This is a genomic window from Pseudoalteromonas sp. 4NS20-0020, assembly GCF_057554385.1.
The window spans coordinates 732206-748910 of record NZ_BAAJMI010000001.1 but is presented as its reverse complement, the minus strand read 5'-3'; the positions used below and the strand labels follow the sequence as shown (position 1 = coordinate 748910).

Below are 16705 nucleotides of genomic sequence, written 5' to 3'. Positions count from 1 at the left end.
AATTGTACGGGCTTTTATAGCTAAAGTAAAAGTCGCTTACTGACCTATATTTATAAATCAACCCCAGCTTCATCTGCATCAACAATATCGGTTTCTTGCAGTGCTTGAGTTATCCAGCTTTGTAATACAGGGCATGCTAATACATGTTGGCAATAACTATTAGCGGCTTTAGACAAGGTTACCTGATAGGTTTTCAATCGCAGTACAATGGGGGCATACATTGCATCAACAATACTAAAATCGCCAAACATCCACTGGTTTGGGTAAATCTCTTGCTGTTTAGCAAATATGTCGTCGATGCGGGCGATGTCTTTTTTAGCATCATCTGAAAGTGTAATTTTTCGCTTTGCCCTTATATTCATTGGCATTTCACTTCGAAGAGCCATAAAGCCTGAGTGCATTTCAGCGCTTAAAGCTCGTGCAGTTGCACGCTGCGTTACGTATTTAGGCCAGGCAACTTGCGAAAGGTACGCATCGTTAATGTATTCACAAATAGCAAGTGAGTCCCAAACGTGTAAATCACCATCAATTAATGCGGGTACTTTTTGAACTGTAAAATGTTTTTTTAACTCGCAGTAAAAGTCTGGGGTATCGAGTACAAGCTGAATTTCATCAAACTCCAATTCAAATTTACTCATTAAATACCATGCGCGCAATGACCAGCTTGAGTAGTTTTTATTGCCGATAAATAATTCCATTACCTATTCCTTGTTAAAAACGAACTTCCCAACTGTACATTAATTAATCGCAAAATAAATACTAAAAATTACCCGTTACTGTTTTTATTTAGTTGCTTAGTAATATACTTTTTCAGTATGAGTGTATTTCGGGTGTTAGCTTTAAAAAACGCATCAAATATATCGCCAAAAAGAGGGATTGATCCGATAAAAAAATCTATCAGCATATTAATAATTATCCGCAGTTTAACATGCCAGCTAATACCTAACTTATGAGCCTCAAATAATACGTAACTAGATAAAATAAGCCCTATCACATCCCCTACAACGGGTACAAAACCAATAACCGCCTCAATACCAAACCTAAAGTTTGTAAAAGGAAAACGAATACTACTGTCGGTTAGTTGACTAAACCTTTCTAAGCGTTTTAATGCTGCTTGGCGGTGTTGCGTGTTTGTCTTCATAAACCCCCTATCTTTAATTTCATAATTTGACAATTACTAATTTTTATAATTGTTAATTTAAGCGCACTAAGGTACGTGTTCTTTTCGGCTCTGTTAAATAAAGAAATTGCTGAAAATCATGGGATGCATTTATTAGTATTTTCCCATCATCTTTGCCGGTGAATATAGTTTTATTACGACCTGTTTTAAAGTCTATTTCATTTATCTCATAACCGTCTTTATCTGCAAGTGTGACTGTCATCATTGTAGCTTCGGCACTCAAACCGATGATCTCTTTTGCAGTTGATTGCCAAACAGTCTCAAGTTCTTTGTTTTTGTTCAATCTAAAGATCTGTTTTTCATTGGAAAAATAAACCTGATCCTGTTGATCAATATCCATGGCATAACATGCCAATCGCTTTCCAGAGCCTGTATAAGGTGTTAATTCGAGCGTTTCTAAATCAAATTTAGCTGGGTGAAAAGTAACACCGTCTGCAGCGCGATAAGAAACTAAAATAGCGTCTTCGTGGTGATACATTTCTCGTAGATAAAATGAATGATAGGAGTGAGGAATACTCACAAAGCTCTTTTCTTTGAAATTAATTCGAAAGAGTGTATTTTTACTAGCAGTGATCACCTCTTCACCATTTTTTGACCAAACTATACCAAATAGTTCTTCATTATCTGGATTCGAAAAAATCAGCGTTTGCGTGCTATTTTCATACAAAAATAATTGCTTTGTACCAAAACGATGAGATTCAAATACAAATTTTGACGAGTCAGGGGAATACACAGGTAAAAAGTCGATCGATGAGGTATCTACAAGGGTTTCAAATTGCGTTGGCGCTTGACGAGTAGAGCGGGTGATATCCACATCAATCTTAACTAATTCCATTAAAATATCGTTACCTGACAACGAGAAATGCGCGTCTCTAATAATGTGGTAGTTATTAAACGCCAACTTTTTTAGTTGCCCTTGTAAATTTAATAACTGGAGTTCATGCTTATTACTAATCAATAATTGTTGTTCATCGGGGTGCCAGCTCAATCCCTGTACTGAATCTTCAACAATCGCTAATGTTTTCGTTGTGCTTGTCTTAATGTCGAGCAAATCAACTCTGTATTTATTTTGCCCAGCTTCATAAGCTAGTGCAATAGACTGCTGGCTCGGTGATAATGCCTGCAACTTCATCCAATCCTGTCCTGCGGATGACTTGATAACACGTTTTTCTTGCGTTGTTAAATCAATTGCACTTAGTTGAGTATGATTATCGCTTTGGCGTTTTTCAATAAAATAAATATGGTTGTCACTGGCCCACTCTAACTGCTGACTCGTCACAGTAAAGTCTTTAAAAGTATAAACTTCTCTGTAGTTGGCAGGTTGTAATGTCAGTTTATCTAAGGTGAAATACCCCAGTGTTTGAGTATCTTGCTGGTGCACAAATGCGACTTCACTGTCCTCTCTGCTCCAGCCTAGGCTGTGATAGGTTGATTGCTTCTGGGTTAATCTAATTTCTTTTCCTGAGCGTAAGTTTTTTAACCAGATAGTTTGATTTGGCTTATCACCACGCACAAACGCTATATGCTCACCATTATGTGATAAGGAAATACTGGATTCATTTTCTTCACTCGAAGAAATGGGCATCAATTTAGTAAAGTGTGTTTTTACTTGGGGTGTATCGGGATACAACCAACTTACAGCCCCAATCAACGTGACCATTAAAATGACCAACGCAGACAAATATATACGCTTGGGTTTATTTAACTGAGGCTCAGCTACTTCGAGGCTATATCCACGTTTTGGGTGAGTAATAATATAGCGTGGATTTTTTGAGTCTTCACTCAATGCTTTTCTTAGCAATGCAATACAGCGCTGTACATAACTGGGGCTAAATGTCGCATTGGGCCATACGGCTGAAAAAATTTGTTCTTGGCTAACCACAGTACCCCGGTGTGAATAAAGGTATTGCAGTACATCCATGACTTTAGGTTCAACGACTTGCTCTGTGTCAGCTGATGATATTTTGCATCGACTGACATCTATAGCAAATTCCCCTATTACAAACTTGCCCACTAGCTACTCCAATAAATTATTATAAATCATATATTAAGGTTTTCTTAAGAGAAACTCTAGGCTAATTCCATTGCTGCTTAATCAGTTACCCGCAATGCTGCTCACATGATTCATTAATAATTAAAATCCATGCTTCGTATCATATTTATTTTAACCATTTTTGTTAGCGCCTTTTTACTATTTCAAATTCAACCTATGCTATCTAAAGAGCTGTTACCGCGATTTGGAGGCGGCGCATCGGTGTGGTCAGCCAGTCTGTTTTTTTATCAAACTGTTTTATTACTTGGCTACTTTTATGCACATTTTTTAAGTCGTTATCCTTTAAAAAAACAAATGCTAATCCATCTTTCGCTTGTTGTTTTAGCAAGCTTAATTAGCCTAAACAAGGTCCATGTTAATTTAAACTTAGCTCCTAACTGGTCCGTAATGGCAAACTTACTAAATCAAATTGGCTTAGTGTTTATGTTACTGAGCGCAACTAGTGTGCTTATGCAACGATGGTACATTGAGCATGGTAAAAATACCGTGCCCTATCATTGGTATTCGGTTTCTAACCTTGGCTCTTTATTAGCCTTAATAAGCTACCCAATCGTATTTGAAGTGTTTTTTTCACTGCCACAACAAAAACATTACTGGCAAATAGGGCTGCTTACCTACTGCATGCTATTAATCTGTTTAGCTTATAAACTCTTAAGCAAGAGCAGCAAAGTAAGTAACTCATCACTACCACACGTTCAAACCATTCTCAAAAAACCAAATGTGCTTTGGATTATTTTATCCGCAACAAGCTCAATAATGCTAATTGCGACTACGCAAATGATCAGTACTAATATCCCACCTATGCCACTTGTATGGGTGGTGCCGCTTGCTATTTATTTAGGTAGTTTTAGTTATACGTTTGCCAATAAAAATAACTATAACCGTTCTGTTTGGGTATATGCTTTTATATTCAGCGCATTTGCAGGTCTAATAATGTACTTCTTAGGAAGTCAGTTTAATGCAATTGCACAAATTGTTATTTATAGCTTTATACTATTGAGTGGCTGCATGATTTGCCATGGGGAACTGAGGCAACTCGCACCACAAAGTACATTACTAACACACTTTTATCTATATATTGCTTTAGGTGGCGCACTTGGCAGTTTATTTACAACGTTATTTGCTCCACTGCTGTTTGAACAAATCACCGAGTATATCGTCGCTTTAGCAGTGCTGCTAATTCTTATTAGTTACACTCATCTGACTCAATTTAAAAAAATAAATACGCTTTTAATCGGTACGACAGCTCTGTGGTGTGGCTGCTATTTAGTTCTTTATTCTAGTTTTAATCAATATAACGTTGCATCGCAGAGAAATTTTTATGGTTACCTCACAGTAAAAGATATCAATACTCCCGAGCTTGCACAAAGGCGCTTAATTGATGGCACCACAATACATGGCTCGCAGCCTTTGCATGGTCAAGATGCACTCGCTAGCAGTTATTATAATCAGCACACAGGCGTTGCTAAATCGCTCGCAATACTTAAAAGCCAAGAAAAGCTCAACATGGGCGTGGTAGGGTTAGGTGCTGGAGTGTTGGCTAGTCTCGCTGACAAGCACGATTCAGTGCATTTCTATGAGCTAAACCCCGCGGTATACACTATGGCAAATACATATTTTGATTACCTTAAAAACAGCCCTGCTAAAGTAAATGTCACCATTGGTGATGGCAGAGTCGCATTAGCAAACGAGTTTAAAAGTAATGCACCCTTAATGAATGCATTAGTCATAGATGCATTTTCAAGTGACGTCATTCCCACCCATCTATTAACTCAAGAAGCGTTTGAGCTGTACTGGCAACGATTAAGTGAAAACGGTATTTTAATCATCCATATATCAAATAATCATATAGATTTACTACCAGTGATCCAAGCGCATAGTACTTACTTTGATAAAGCATTAATAAAGTTTAAGCACAGTGCAAATAAATTAACTGCATTAGACTCTGAATGGGTTGTATTAACCAGCAACCAACGGTTTTTAGATACTGTTGAAATCAGTGAGTTATCGCCAATCAAATTCTACCCAGACTCTCAGTTAGTACACTGGACGGATCAAAAAAATAGCTCATTACCCCTAATAAAATTTTAAACCGAAAAATGGGACTTCGCCCCAAAGTATTATAGGTGTTCTTTATTCAAATAAATCAATACCTACTTAAACTTTCACAGGACTATAGATTTCTGGATTTAATTCAGTTACCTAGCGCTGCAATATTGAGTAAACCAATATAAAATTTATAAGAAAAATAAACATAAAAAAGCACGGTATTAAATCGTGCTTTATTACGCTTAAAAAATTAATTTAAAAACAATGAGTCAAACTGAACCATTAATTGGCCCGTGCTCGTGGTTTACATGCGGGTTTTGCCCGCGCTGGCGCAGTAAATGGTCCATTAATGTAATAGCCATCATAGCCTCAGCAATAGGTATTGCTCGAATGCCCACACACGGATCGTGACGACCTTTGGTGATCATCTCAACCGCTTCATTGCTTGTATTAATGCTCTTACCAGGGATAGTAATACTTGACGTCGGTTTTAACGCAATAGACGCTACTATGTCTTGCCCTGTAGAGATACCTGCAAGCACACCACCAGCATGGTTAGATGTAAAACCCTCAGGGGTTAACTCATCACGATGCTCTGAGCCTTTTTGTTCAACAACGTCAAAGCCATCGCCAATTTCTACACCTTTAACGGCATTAATACTCATTAGTGAATGCGCAATTTCAGCATCTAACCTATCAAATACAGGCTCGCCTAATCCTACCGGTACGTTGCTAGCCACCACTTTTACTTTAGCGCCTACTGAGTCACCTTGTTTTTTTAGGTCACGCATGTATTCATCGAGCGCTTCTAGCTTGCTTACATCAGGAAAAAAGAACAAGTTGTTTTCAACTTCATCCCAATCGTAACTTTCTGCTTTAATAGGACCTAGTTGGCTTAAACATGCTTTTACTTCAATACCATGAAATTGCTTTAGATATTTTTTAGCAATGGCGCCAGCTGCAACCCGAATAGCGGTTTCACGTGCAGACGAGCGGCCACCTCCACGATAATCACGAAGGCCATATTTGTGCCAATAGCTGTAATCACCATGGCCAGGTCGAAACACGTCTTTAATTTTGCCGTAATCTTGTGAACGTTGATCGGTATTTTCGATTAATAAACCAATACTTGTACCCGTTGTTTTACCTTCAAAAACGCCTGCTAAAATTTTTATTTGATCGCTCTCGCGGCGCTGCGTGGTGTATCGGCTTTGGCCTGGTTTGCGGCGATCTAAATCTATTTGTAAGTCGGCCTCTGTTAATTCAAGACCTGCGGGAGTGCCGTCAACAACGCCGCCTAAAGCAACGCCATGGCTCTCTCCAAAAGTGGACACTTTAAATAACTGTCCAATGCTATTACCTGCCATTAACTTTCCTCATTCCTAATGACGACCATTAGCTGGGCTAATATGCCCAGCCATGTATTCACTCGCGTTTAAGTTAGTTCATATTAACCTAAAGCAAGTCGTGTTATTTTGAAAAATACTCATCTAGCTGTTTTTTGCTAATAACAAATACGCCTAACCCACCTTGCTCAAACTCAATCCATTCAAATGGCGCATTTGGATATAAAGCATCCATATGTACCATAGAGTTCCCCACTTCTACAAATAACAAACCGTTATCGGTTAGATGATTGCTGGCTTCGCTTAAAATAGTACGCGTTACATCAAGACCATCGTGCCCTGATGCAAGGCCTAGCTCTGGCTCATGGTGAAATTCACGCGGTAAGTCTGCCATGTCTTCAGCATCCACATACGGTGGATTAGCCACAATTAAGTCGTACTTTTGGCCCTCTACGCCACTAAATACATCTGATTGAATAGGCAGTACTCGATCACTTAACATATAATCATTAATGTTGATATCAGTTACTTCAAGCGCTTCATACGAAATATCAACAGCATCTACTTGCGCTTGCTCAAATGCTTGTGCAAGTGCGATGGCTATACAACCTGACCCTGTACATAAATCTAAAATACGATTTACCGAGTTTGGCTCAACAAGCCAAGGCGTAAAACGATTGCTAATAAGTTCTGCAAATGGTGAACGAGGAATTAGTACACGTTCATCTACGTAAAACGGCATACCTGCAAACCATGCAATGTTAGTTAAATAAGGAACTGGAGTGCAGTCGTTTATACGCTCAGCAATAAGACTCGCTAGTCGGTTTTTTTCTGTACTTGTTAAACGCGCATGCATTAATTCTTTTGGTGCATCAACGGGTAAGCTAAGCGCTGGTAAAAGCAGGCTCACAGCTTCATCCCACGCGTTATCTGTTCCGTGTCCAAAAAATATACTACTACTTGCAAATTGGCTTGTAGTCCAACGTAACCAGTCATGTAAAGTTGACAGTTCTGCAACAGCTTCTTCGAGTGTTGCTTCTTCAATTTGTAAATCGCTCATATATTTTTACCTGTATTAGCTTACTGACTGTTTTGAGTCTTTAAGACGATTGCATTGCCTATATTGGCTTAGCAAATTACAATTGCCTCTCATTTAAGTATTGTACCGCCTTTTGCGCTGCGTTTTTACGTTTTTTTGTTTAGGTAATTGTTATGAAAAAAGACTCTCCATCACCATCGTCCCTAAGCAATGACGACATAGACTTATTTCGCCAAACGATCACAGGCGCTAAAGTATTTAAACAAGATACTCATCGTTTTGATACAAAGCCTAAGGTGTCACAAGCAAAGCAATTTGCCCAGCAAAAAAAGCAGGCTCAATCTGAATTTTATTTCTCAGATGAATATATTCCCGATATAGACACCCACGGCACTGTCCATTATGTAAAAGAAGGGCACGACACTTATTTACCCAAGCAATTACGACGAGGCGACTTTGCACCTGATTTAACCCTTGATTTGCATGGCTTAAACAAAGAAATTGCTAAAGATGAATTAGCAGGACTCATTCACGAATGTAAAAAACAACATTATTATTGTGCGTGTGTTGTGCACGGAATTGGTGGTGGCATACTTAAACATAAAATTCCTCAGTACCTAGTTCAGCACCCAGACGTAATTGCAATGCATCAAGCGCCACTTGAATACGGTGGTAAAGGCGCGGTACTTATTTTGATAAACTTACCACAAAGCGATGAATTTAGACGCTAACCCAACATATTACTAGGAAGTAATTACGTGCATATTGTTTCTATTATTTTTCCACTTATATTCATTGTCGCATTGGGTTATGGCTGTTGCCGGCTTTCTTTTTTTAACAAACAGCACATTACAGGGCTGAGTAAATTTACTTTTTACATAAGTTTGCCGGCTTTTTTATTATTGAATATGTCGCAAATAGACTTAAAGCAAAGCATTAGTCTTTCTGCATTTTTAAGTTTTTATATCCCGGTATTGTGTATTTTTGGATTAGGTATTTTAGTCGACCGATTTTATTTGAATAAAAATAATAGTAAAAATTACCAAAAACACGGCGTATTTGGTCTTGCGGCTAGTTACTCAAACATGGTGTTGGTAGGTATTCCTATCATTATTGCATCGCTGGGCAAAGAGAAAATAGCCATTGCTTTTATGATCATCACCTTTCACAGCACTTTATTATTTGCACTGACCTATTTAATTGGGGCAAAGGGCAATAGCAGTTCGTTCTCGTGGTCACAGTTTGGCAAAAGCATGGTGCTTAACCCTATTGTTTTAAGTATTGGTTGTGGCTTAATCATTAACGTCTCGGGCATTGTATTATTTAAAAACTTAACGGACAGTTTGGCATTATTAGCAACCCCTGCAATAGCCTGTGCGCTATTTGTATTGGGCGCAAACCTAGCGTTTTATAAAATAGCAGCAAACTGGCAACCTGCTTTAATTGCCTCGATTTTAAAAATTATTATATTGCCGGTAGGCGTACTATTTATTGGGTCGTATATATTTAAGCTCGACCCGCAAATACTAACCGTACTAGTTTTATTAAGTGCCTCACCTGTTGGCGTAAACGCCTATTTAATAGCGAGTCAAATTAAACAACATGAAGCAACGCTTGCAGGAGCGGTGGTGCTATCTACTATTTTAAGTGTAGTGAGTTTAACGTTTTGGTTAGCGGTTTTACTTTAATTTATAAGCCACCAGCTACATCAATAAAAGTGCCTGTAGTAAATGAAGCAGAGTCTGAGGCTAAAAAGTATATTGCAGCAGCCACTTCTTCAGGTTGCCCACCCCTACGTAGAGGAAGATTACTTTTAAGCCGTTCTACCCGCCCCTCTTCACCACCATCTGTGTGCATATCAGTGTAAATAAGGCCTGGCCTAACACAATTAACGCGCACGCCTTTACAAGCAACCTCTTTGGCGAGACCAATGGTCAATGTATCAATAGCGCCCTTTGTCGCTGCATAATCAATGTATTCATTAGGTGAACCTGTTTTAGCCGCTACCGATGACACATTAACAATACTGCTACCGGGCAACATACGCTTTATGGCTTCTCGGCTACATATAAATGTGCTGGTAATGTTTGTAGTGAGTAATTCGTTAATTCGCTTTGCGTCCATGTTTAGCAGCGGCATTTGAGGTTTAAGCACACCGGCATTATTTACAAGCACGTCGAGCCGGCCAAATACTTTATCTATACGTGAAAATAAATCGTTAACATCGCTCTCTTGAGATACATCGGCCCTTACTAGTTCGGCTCGTACACCATAACTTCTTACTCTATCGGCAACGTATTCTGCTTGAGTTAAATGGGTCTTATAGTTAATACATACATCATATCCGTGGCGCGCAAAATAAACAGCGGTGGCTGCCCCTATACCTCGGCTAGAACCGGTTATAAGTACCACCCGCGCTTTGTTCATACAAAATTAGTCCTTTAGCGCTGCCACTACCGAAATTTCGACCAATAGCGCACCGCGCGCCATTTTAGCTTCTACACAGGCGCGTGCCGGTGCATAACCTTCTGGTACCCATGCATCCCACACAGCATTCATGTCGGCAAAATATTCCATACTTTTTACATAAATTGTTGCGCTTAACATATGCTTTTTTGAGCTACCTGCCTCATCTAGCAATGCTTCTACTTTATCGAGCATGGTTTGTGTTTGCTCTGTTATTCCCTTTTCAGCATCAGCGCATACCTGTCCACACAAATACACAGTACCGTTGTGCTTTACAATGCGGCTCATTCGCGCACCGGTTTGAAGACGTTCAATGGTCATATTAGTCTCTTAATTTATAAATCGGCAGGAGCGTTTATATTTATATATTCGCTACGATTCGTATTTTCGTTGTAATGAATGACAGCCACAGCGCCTGTATTAAATATAGGCATGTTTCCTGGGCAAAGCTGATCAACCAAATAGCTCACTATTGGCATATGCGCTACAATTAACCAGCTATTACACTCGGGGTGCATTTGGATGAGTGTTTCAAGGTAATCAGCTGCAACATGCGGTTTGCCTTCCGGGGTAATATCGGCACACGTTTCGCTATATTTAAACGTGATGCTTTCAGCGACCCCGTTTGCTGTTTGTTGAGCTCGTACGTAAGGGCTAACTAACAATGCATCCGGTTTTTGCGTATTGGCAAGCCACTGCCCCATTTTTTTTGCTTCTAAATGACCCACTTGGGTTAAATTTCTTGCCGCATCATCGGCCTGCATAGGTGCAGCTTCGCCGTGGCGCATTATTAAGATTGTTTTCATAAAAAATCAACCGATTAAAGAATATAAACAGTAGCCAGTTTGCTCACTTGTCAGCTATATTAACAACATAAACTTATTTTTTCTAAAATAGTTCTTTCACGACATTCAGGTAAATCTTTTAGCACACCCTTGCTGCCCTGAAGTTATCCTCTGTTGTTATCAAGTAAACGTTTAGTTTCAGGAGCACCATTTGAATATCAGCCGCAATGATAATAGAGCATATCGCGCCCTTACACTGGACAATGGTCTAAAAGTATTGCTTGTGCAAGATAAAGATTCAACAAAGGCTGCAGCATCAATGGCTGTAAATGCGGGCCACTTTGACGATCCTGCTGATAGGCAAGGTCTTGCTCACTTTTTAGAGCACATGCTTTTTTTAGGCACAGACCAATTTCCAGACTCTGGAAGCTTTAATAATTTTGTTTCTCAATCAGGCGGAAACACAAATGCATGGACCGGTACAGAACACAGCTGCTACTTTTTTGATATAAACAATCAAGAGTTTGAACACGCATTACTACAATTTAGCCGCTTTTTTATTGCCCCACTGTTAAGTGCTAATGAGACAGAAAAAGAACGTAATGCCATAGATGCAGAATTTAAATTAAAAATTAAGGACGATGCCCGCCGCATTTATCAGGCCCATAAAGAAACGGTTAACCCTGCGCATCCTTTCGCTAAGTTTTCTGTTGGTAACCTGCAAACACTCGCAGACAGAGAACGCTGCATTAGCGACGAACTTTGTGACTTTTTTAATGAGCATTACCAAGCACAATGGATGACATTAGTTGTATGTGCAAACGAAAAGCTAGACACTCTTCAAACTTGGGTAAAAGCTCACTTTAGCCAAATTTTAGGAAATAAAGCATCTGTAAAACCTGAGATCAGCGAGCCACTTTATCGAAAACAAGACCTAGGGAAAATTTTACATATAGAGCCACACAAACACATGCAAAAACTAATCGTTAGTTTCGCAATGCCTAATATTGATGACTTTTACCGACATAAAACCGTAAGTTTTATTGCACATATACTCGGTTATGAAGGACAAGGCTCACTGTATTCTATTTTAAAAGAGCAAGGTTGGATAAATGCCCTTTCAGCGGGAGGGGGCATTAACGGCAGTAACTTTAAAGATTTTAATGTCAGCATGGCGCTTACCGATGAGGGTATAGAATATTTTGAAGATATTATCGAAATGCTTTTTGAGTACATATGTTTAATTAATGCCAACACAGAAAAGCTGCCCCGCTTATATCAAGACAAAAAAAATCTTTTACAAATTGCGTTTGATAACCAAGAAAAATCACGACTTATTGATTGGGTAAGTAGTTTGAGCATCAATATGCAGCATTATGACGAATGCAACTATGTACAAGGTGACTACCTAATGGAAGGCTTTAATAAAGCAACGCACGAAATGGCGATGCAATGGTTAAAACCTAACAATATGCGTATTGTACTCATTCACCCTGACGTAGAACCCGAGCATAAAACTGCGTGGTACAACACACCCTATAAAGTAGAAAAAGTATCACCTAGTTGGCTTGATGCCCTTAGTGATATCAATAAACCACTTAAAGATATGTACCTACCCACTGCAAACCCATATCTCACTAAAGAGGTTGAGCTTTTCGAAATAGAAAAGCCCCAAGAGCAACCCACACTTTTAGTAAAAGAACCTGGGTTTGATTTTTGGTTTAAACAAGACAACACATTTAGAGTAGCGAAAGGTCATTTTTATTTAGCTATGGACTCTGACTTTGCGGTAAAAGACGTAAAGCACATGGCGCTAACACGCTTATTTACCGATTTATTTATGGATAGTGTTGGCGAGCAGTTTTACCCAGCAGAACTGGCTGGTTTAAGTTATCATTTAACCTCCCACCAAGGGGGACTTACACTACATACTGCAGGGTTATCATCGAGCCAATTAGAACTCGTCGATGAACTTTTAGATGCGTTATTTAATGTAGATATATGTGCAAAGCGCTTTGCCGAGTATAAAAAACAACTTGTTAGGCATTGGCGTAACAGCAACCAAAACAAACCTGTTAGTGAGTTGTTTAGTATTTTAGGTGCAAAACTAATGCCTTGGAATCCACAGCCTAACGATTTAGCAGACGCGTTAAAAGCAACAAGTTTTCAGCAATTTAATGAATTTAGACAAGACTTTTTTCAGGCGTTACATGTGGAATCTTTTTTACATGGCAACTGGCAAGAAAATCATGCTTTAGAATTTCAAAAAAAGGTGGCTGCACATTTGCAGAATGCCACAACTATCGACGATTTAAGACGCCCTTTATTTGAAATAAAAAAAGCAACACGTTATGAAATTGAGTTACCGTGTAACGATCATGCCATGGTTGTGTATTACCAGGCACAAACCAATGACGTGAACGAAAAAGTTAAAATGATGGCGTTAAATCATTTAATGAACCAAGACTACTTTAACGAGTTGCGCACAACACAACAATTAGGTTATTTGGTTGGTGCGGGTTACGCGCCTTTTAACACCCGGGCAGGCATTGCTTTTTATATACAGTCCCCTAAATTTGACTCAAAAACATTGCTACATCGCCATACTCACTTTGTGAATCAATATTTAAGTAATATCAATGAGCTAGACGAGCATAGCTGGCAGCAACAAAAGCATGGTTTAAAAACGCATATTGCAGAAAAAGATAAAAACTTACGTTTGCGATCACAACGCTTATGGCTTGCCATAGGTAACAGAGATCATAATTTTGATATGCAAAAACGATTGCTTTGTGCACTTAACATGCTGACTCTACAAGAAATTAAAGATTATGCTCTGGTACTTTTTGATGAAGATAGGCCAAGATACGAGCTTTTAAGTAACGCTAAAGTTAATAAATCTCAAAAAACACCGGTTTACTCGCATTCTCTTTGACTCTTGAATGTCCTTGTTTTAAATTGTCATTAGTAAATTAGTAGTAATAAAAAATGATAATAAAAACAATAAAACTAAACCTATTCGCTGTATTACTTGCTTACTCGTTTGATACTTACGCCTTTGAGTCTTCATTTAAATACAATTCAGACACTCTGCTGTTATTGTCGAGCGCTATTATTGCGCTCGCTTTGCCATACCTATTATTTGTTATATACAAGCTTAGGCGCTCTCGTCGCCAACTTCGCCTCTCTGAAAAACGTTTAAAAAGTACCGTTGAAGGCAGTGGTGACACCTTGTGGGATTGGAATATAAAAACAGGCGAAGTTATTCGTATTAACGATAAATACATGATGAACTCCCCCACTATTATGGGTTTCCCACCAAATAAAGGACTTATACACCCACAAGATATTCCTCATGTTGAGCATCTACTAAAAAAACATTTTGCAGAGCAAAGCGTTTTTTTTGAAGCCACATACCGGGTCAAAGATACATTTGGCAAGTGGCATTGGGTGCTTGACCGCGGCAAGGTTATCGAAAAAGATGCAAATCTAGCCCCGCTCAGAATGACAGGCACTGTTCGCGATATTTCACAGTTAAAATCAACCGAAGAACGATTAAATCTGTTTGCTAAATGTGTTGAGTCGTTTACTGATGCGCTGGCAATTTACGATAAGAACTTTAAATTAGTCGATATAAATCCCAGTTTTTTAACGTTATTTGGTGGTATGCGCGAACAATACCTAAATAAAGATTTTAATTTGCCTGGATACGATACAAGTTACGTTGAAAACATTATCGATGTAGTGCGCCAAACTGAGCATATTCAGCAAGAAATTAAACTGCGCAATAATGAGCGTGTATTGCTGCCAATAGAAATATCAATTGATGAAATTAAAAACGAGCAAAATCAAATTACTAACTACGTGGTTGTTTATTCCGATTTAACAGAGCGAAAAAAAGCAGAATCGCAGCTGCATAATTTATCAAATCGAGATCGCACCACAAGCCTGCCTAACCGTAATTTATTTTTTACTAACTTACATAAACTGGTTCAGCAAGACGCTCACCATGCATTACTTGTTTTTGATTTAGATAACTTTAAAAAAATAAACGACTCATTAGGTCATCAACTAGGTGATAGTTTACTGGCAAAACTTGCTATGCGATTAAATAAACTCACCCGCGAAAACGATGTATTTTATCGCTTGGGAGGCGATGAATTTGCACTTGTAATGTCAAATACGAACGACCTTCATGTAATAACTCGCACTGCAAAACAGTTTTTAGCGGCTATTTCCACCCCATTTAAAATGGCAGGGCACGAGCTGGCTATTACCTCAAGCGTTGGTATTGTGTTGTTTCCTGAAGATGGAAACACACCCGAGGTACTACTTAAAAATGCCGATACCGCAATGTATCATGCTAAAAAGAAAGGTAACAGTTACCTGTTTTTTAACGACACTATGAACCGCCAAGCAGTTAAACGCTTACAAATTGAAAACCTAATGCGCTTTGGTTTGAAAGAAGATCACTTTGAAGTCTACTATCAGCCAAAAATGAATATACGCACGGGCAAGTTAACAGGCATGGAAGCGTTAGTCCGCTTTATTACTCCTAAAAAAGGAATAATAAGTCCGGGCGTATTTATCCCTATTGCTGAAGAAACAGGTCAAATAATAGATATTGGTGAAGTTGTTCTAAACAAAGCCTGTCGCGATGTAAAAAAATGGCTGGACGATGGACTGTTTAATGGGCGCGTTGCTGTTAACTTGTCTGCTAAACAATTTAGCCTTCCTGATTTAACGTCGCGTATTGATATTATTTTGCAAAAAAATGCTTTGCCATCGTACTTTTTAGAATTAGAGATCACTGAAGGCACAGTAATGGATGATCCAAACGAAGCCATTAATATTATGCGCTCGTTAAGCGCCCGAGGTATTCATTTAGCCATGGACGACTTTGGTACTGGGTATTCTTCTTTGGCTTATTTAAAACAGTTTCCGCTAAATACACTAAAAGTTGACAAAGCGTTTATTGATGATATGAAAAACGAGCGCGGCCGAAATATGGTCGATTCAATCGTCACGATTGCTCACAACCTTGACTTGCATGTTGTTGCCGAAGGCGTAGAACAAGCACATCAAATAGACATTTTAAAAACGCTTAATTGCGAAACGGTACAAGGTTATTATTACTCAAAGCCGTTATCTAAAGACGAATTTACTGATTTTTTAAAACAACAACAAAGTAAAGCAACGCCAAGCTTAATTAGCTCTAAAAAAAGTAATGTGGCGTCTATAAGCTAAGCGCGCCACATGCAGGTATTAACACCGACATATCTCAACCAGGCTCGCCTGTAATGAACGTTAAATAAAAACCAAGCCAAGGGGCCAAGCAGCGCACTGAGTAAAAGCCAGCGCTTTACGGGCATGCCTTTTTGTATTGTGTCTAAGTACATAAGCGGGATAAACAAACTGCTAAGTAAAACAAACCACAAAACCACATACCTTATCTAATTAAATTGGCGCGCAGTTTAGCGTTTCTTCGATTAAATTTAAAGCAATTCACCTTTAACAAAAAGGCAGCGTATTTAGGGCTGTTGATCTTTGGGATTAAATTTTGTTCAAATCAGCGGCTATTTAATCGCGGCGCGAGGTTTGTAACCTAGTAGATTAAGTAAAAACTGAGTAACAAAGAGTCGATAGCCCATAGGAAGAACCCTTTTGGCTGCAGCTGTTTAGTATTAATGCGACGTTATCGCCAGTTGATGGGGAATAACCACACTACATAGGCTCTGCCTTAACTACATACCAAACAGACAGCTGCAAATTTAACCTTGAAGGATT

Annotated in this window: 15 protein-coding genes; 5 read left to right on the top strand and 10 right to left on the bottom strand. The window is 38.8% G+C overall.

The features are described from left to right. Nucleotides 1–50: 50 nt before the first annotated feature. The 4 genes from AC27JL_RS03445 to AC27JL_RS03430 all read right to left on the bottom strand — a co-directional run bounded on the left by AC27JL_RS03445 (nucleotide 51) and on the right by AC27JL_RS03430 (nucleotide 3561). A complete protein-coding gene (locus tag AC27JL_RS03445; RefSeq protein ID WP_058428599.1) occupies nucleotides 51–698 on the bottom strand; it encodes a glutathione S-transferase family protein in 648 nt (215 codons plus the stop codon). A 68-nt stretch (nucleotides 699–766) separates the two neighbouring features. Further along, nucleotides 767–1141, bottom strand: coding sequence for a DUF4112 domain-containing protein (locus AC27JL_RS03440; protein ID WP_058428598.1), 375 nt, complete (start codon nucleotides 1139–1141; stop codon nucleotides 767–769). A gap of 52 nt (nucleotides 1142–1193) precedes the next feature. Then, nucleotides 1194–3194, bottom strand: a complete 2001-nt coding sequence (locus AC27JL_RS03435) for a winged helix-turn-helix domain-containing protein (RefSeq protein ID WP_487194806.1) — start codon at nucleotides 3192–3194, stop codon at nucleotides 1194–1196. Nucleotides 3195–3396: 202 nt separating this feature from the next. Next, entirely contained in the window at nucleotides 3397–3561 is a 165-nt protein-coding gene (locus tag AC27JL_RS03430; protein WP_487194805.1) for a hypothetical protein, read from the bottom strand. Nucleotides 3562–3620: 59 nt separating this feature from the next. On the opposite strand from AC27JL_RS03430, the gene AC27JL_RS03425 reads away from it, so the two are divergent. Then, nucleotides 3621–5324, top strand: a complete 1704-nt coding sequence (locus tag AC27JL_RS03425; protein WP_487194804.1) for a fused MFS/spermidine synthase — start codon at nucleotides 3621–3623, stop codon at nucleotides 5322–5324. A 227-nt stretch (nucleotides 5325–5551) separates the two neighbouring features. Here the strand turns inward: AC27JL_RS03425 and aroC are convergent, their stop codons facing one another. Together aroC and prmB are read right to left on the bottom strand one after the other, a co-directional pair. Then, nucleotides 5552–6649, bottom strand: coding sequence for a chorismate synthase (gene aroC, locus AC27JL_RS03420; protein WP_006793355.1), 1098 nt, complete (start codon nucleotides 6647–6649; stop codon nucleotides 5552–5554). Nucleotides 6650–6752: 103 nt separating this feature from the next. Then, complete coding sequence (gene prmB, locus AC27JL_RS03415) at nucleotides 6753–7688, bottom strand: 50S ribosomal protein L3 N(5)-glutamine methyltransferase (protein WP_006793354.1); 936 nt, start codon at nucleotides 7686–7688, stop codon at nucleotides 6753–6755. Nucleotides 7689–7840: 152 nt separating this feature from the next. On the opposite strand from prmB, the gene smrB reads away from it, so the two are divergent. Together smrB and AC27JL_RS03405 are read left to right on the top strand one after the other, a co-directional pair. Further along, entirely contained in the window at nucleotides 7841–8398 is a 558-nt protein-coding gene (gene smrB, locus AC27JL_RS03410; protein WP_006793353.1) for an endonuclease SmrB, read from the top strand. A gap of 27 nt (nucleotides 8399–8425) precedes the next feature. Beyond that, entirely contained in the window at nucleotides 8426–9355 is a 930-nt protein-coding gene (locus AC27JL_RS03405; protein WP_203984219.1) for an AEC family transporter, read from the top strand. A 1-nt stretch (nucleotide 9356) separates the two neighbouring features. Here the strand turns inward: AC27JL_RS03405 and AC27JL_RS03400 are convergent, their stop codons facing one another. The 3 genes from AC27JL_RS03400 to sixA are packed head-to-tail and all read right to left on the bottom strand — an operon-like array spanning nucleotide 9357 to nucleotide 10939. Beyond that, a complete protein-coding gene (locus AC27JL_RS03400) occupies nucleotides 9357–10094 on the bottom strand; it encodes an SDR family oxidoreductase (protein ID WP_487194803.1) in 738 nt (245 codons plus the stop codon). Between the two features lie 6 nt (nucleotides 10095–10100). After that, the gene (locus AC27JL_RS03395; RefSeq protein ID WP_462673840.1) at nucleotides 10101–10454 is read right to left on the bottom strand and encodes a RidA family protein; all 354 of its coding nucleotides are present in this window, start codon (nucleotides 10452–10454) and stop codon (nucleotides 10101–10103) included. A gap of 14 nt (nucleotides 10455–10468) precedes the next feature. Then, nucleotides 10469–10939 (bottom strand): phosphohistidine phosphatase SixA, encoded by a 471-nt coding sequence (gene sixA, locus AC27JL_RS03390; RefSeq protein ID WP_033019453.1) that lies wholly within the window; start codon nucleotides 10937–10939, stop codon nucleotides 10469–10471. A 190-nt stretch (nucleotides 10940–11129) separates the two neighbouring features. Between sixA and AC27JL_RS03385 the strand changes: the two genes are divergently transcribed. Further along, nucleotides 11130–13853: an insulinase family protein gene (locus AC27JL_RS03385; protein WP_487194802.1), complete on the top strand. Its 2724-nt coding sequence runs from the start codon at nucleotides 11130–11132 to the stop codon at nucleotides 13851–13853. A 53-nt stretch (nucleotides 13854–13906) separates the two neighbouring features. After that, on the top strand, nucleotides 13907–16165 hold the full coding sequence (locus AC27JL_RS03380) for a putative bifunctional diguanylate cyclase/phosphodiesterase (RefSeq protein ID WP_487194801.1): 2259 nt from the start codon (nucleotides 13907–13909) through the stop codon (nucleotides 16163–16165). On the opposite strand, the gene AC27JL_RS03375 is transcribed toward AC27JL_RS03380, so the two are convergent. Then, nucleotides 16162–16356 (bottom strand): hypothetical protein, encoded by a 195-nt coding sequence (locus AC27JL_RS03375; RefSeq protein WP_006793346.1) that lies wholly within the window; start codon nucleotides 16354–16356, stop codon nucleotides 16162–16164. The two genes, AC27JL_RS03380 and AC27JL_RS03375, sit on opposite strands and share 4 nt — an antisense overlap. Nucleotides 16357–16705: the final 349 nt, after the last annotated feature.

Excerpts from the sequence above, each read along its gene's own strand:
- AC27JL_RS03395 (WP_462673840.1), bottom strand. The coding sequence starts at position 10,454 with ATGACCATTGAACGTCTTCAAACCGGTGCGCGAATGAGCCGCATTGTA.
- AC27JL_RS03425 (WP_487194804.1), top strand. The coding sequence starts at position 3,621 with ATGGCAAACTTACTAAATCAAATTGGCTTAGTGTTTATGTTACTGAGC.
- AC27JL_RS03445 (WP_058428599.1), bottom strand. The coding sequence starts at position 698 with ATGGAATTATTTATCGGCAATAAAAACTACTCAAGCTGGTCATTGCGC.
- aroC (WP_006793355.1), bottom strand. The coding sequence starts at position 6,649 with ATGGCAGGTAATAGCATTGGACAGTTATTTAAAGTGTCCACTTTTGGA.
- sixA (WP_033019453.1), bottom strand. The coding sequence starts at position 10,939 with ATGAAAACAATCTTAATAATGCGCCACGGCGAAGCTGCACCTATGCAG.
- AC27JL_RS03400 (WP_487194803.1), bottom strand. The coding sequence starts at position 10,094 with ATGAACAAAGCGCGGGTGGTACTTATAACCGGTTCTAGCCGAGGTATA.
- AC27JL_RS03440 (WP_058428598.1), bottom strand. The coding sequence starts at position 1,141 with ATGAAGACAAACACGCAACACCGCCAAGCAGCATTAAAACGCTTAGAA.
- prmB (WP_006793354.1), bottom strand. The coding sequence starts at position 7,688 with ATGAGCGATTTACAAATTGAAGAAGCAACACTCGAAGAAGCTGTTGCA.
- AC27JL_RS03380 (WP_487194801.1), top strand. The coding sequence starts at position 13,907 with ATGATAATAAAAACAATAAAACTAAACCTATTCGCTGTATTACTTGCT.
- smrB (WP_006793353.1), top strand. The coding sequence starts at position 7,841 with ATGAAAAAAGACTCTCCATCACCATCGTCCCTAAGCAATGACGACATA.